At 43.0% G+C, this 1,774-nt stretch carries 2 protein-coding genes; both read right to left on the reverse strand.

What is annotated here, in order from left to right:
* Nucleotides 1-71 precede the first annotated feature (71 nt).
* Entirely contained in the window at nt 72-494 is a 423-nt protein-coding gene (locus tag ACQEXS_RS22390) for a hypothetical protein (protein ID WP_065767849.1), read from the reverse strand.
* 728 nt (nt 495-1,222) lie between these two features.
* Complete coding sequence (locus ACQEXS_RS22395; protein ID WP_427015265.1) at nt 1,223-1,639, reverse strand: GFA family protein; 417 nt, start codon at nt 1,637-1,639, stop codon at nt 1,223-1,225.
* Between the last annotated feature and the right edge of the window lie 135 nt (nt 1,640-1,774).

Genomic DNA, 1,774 nt, shown 5'->3' on the forward strand with positions numbered 1-1,774 from the left:
GCTTGGTTACAAGACACCAACGGAGTATATTTATGAGCAGCTACTCTAAGTGTCGCACTTCAAACTTGATACTAAGTTTGTTCTTGACTATTGCCACCTGTAAAACGGTAGACGCGCTTAGTAACCTTATGACTACCACCACCCAAGCTGATAGAAGCACCGTCTAAATTACCGGAAGCATTCAAACCACCACTTCCTGTACCTTCATAGTATTCTTCAATTTCAACTTCGTGTGCATTTTTAATACGTTCAGCTATTGCCAGCTCTTGAGCAACTGCTGCTTGCATTTTTGCCATGTTTAAAGCGATAGCTTGCTTTCTCGCTTCAGCGTCCAGCGCCTCAATCTCGCCTGAGCCGTGCAATCTTTCAGTTTCTCTTGCCGATTCAATAACGACACCAGTCAATGCACTAAGAACAGGCGAGCTAGCTTCTAAGACCTTCAAGGCTGCATCTAGTACTTTTTGAGATGCTTTCTGTTCAACCAAATCACTCATAATTTCCTCGTAAAACATAACGCCCAATTAACGTGTGAGCAGCGCAGACACTGAACTTAACCACTGCACCGTAAACACTAAACGCAACTGGAAGTGAGAGCGCCAAGCGTTGCGAATCACTGTTGAATTGTTTGTTATGTTTTACCACAAATGACTGATTTACTTGAGAAAGAACTGCTATTTCTAGCTAGTTTTCTGAAGCAAACCACAAGACTGAAACCAACTTGACCGCCAAAGGCGACCAGCCCAAAACAAGTAATTCCACTTCCCTGCCCAATGAGGCAATCCGACCAACTCACAACAAGCGCCCTTTCTTTCCAACCCAAGCGCAAAACAATGCTGAATTGCCGAGGCAACTGCCAAGCTGAAATGCTGATTGGCTAAGAGCGTAAAAGTGACTTTGAGCCAGTTAAACAAGAAACCAACCGCCACGACCTGACAATGAAGCAACCCGCGAACATTGGCATGTTTTACGGGCTGAGATGTTCCAGAACTTAGGCCGACAATGCGGATTTGCTGAGTCTACTAGGGACGAATTGCTAGAGGGACAAAGAACTAGAGCCCAAGAGATCTAAGCCTTTGAAATACAAGTAAACATAACGCTGCATTAAGGTGCGAACAACGCTAAACACCTAACTAAACCATTGCACCTTAAACACTAAAGCCAAGTTTAAACTGAGATCGCCAAGCGTTGTGAGTCACTCTTAAATGCCTTGTTATATGTTTGGTTACACCTTATCCGCAAAGTAGGCCATGATTTCTTCAGTCGTCATTTCCTTGGTCTCATTAGCAAAGCAGTAATAACTTGGCCGCATATCGCTAAAATATTGCATGTCCATTTCCAATCCTTCTAGATTTGGAAACAAGCCTACTGGCATATTGTACTCACCTGTTTCTTTAAATTTATAGAACAAATGAGTTCCGCACTCTGTACAAAAACCTCGAGAAGCCCACGAGGAAGACTTGTACATTTTGACTTTATCTTCCCCTTCTACTCTCACTTGAGTTCCACATTTCACCGCAAAAAATGGAGCACCTCCCCAAGTTCGACATGACTGACAATGACAAACTGTAAACTTAGGGTTGATGTTTTCTGCCGTAATTTTCACAGAACCACACAGGCAACTAGCCTTAGAATAAGACATTGAAATAACTCCTAAATTGATGAAACATATAACGCCGCGTTAAGTGGTGAACAACGCCAACCACCAAACTTAAACCATTGCACCTTAAACACTAAATTCAACTTAAACTGAGAGCGCAAAGCGTTGTGAGTCCGC

The sequence above is a fragment of the Vibrio sp. TRT 17S01 genome (genome assembly GCF_050113695.1).
GTDB lineage: Bacteria > Pseudomonadota > Gammaproteobacteria > Enterobacterales > Vibrionaceae > Vibrio.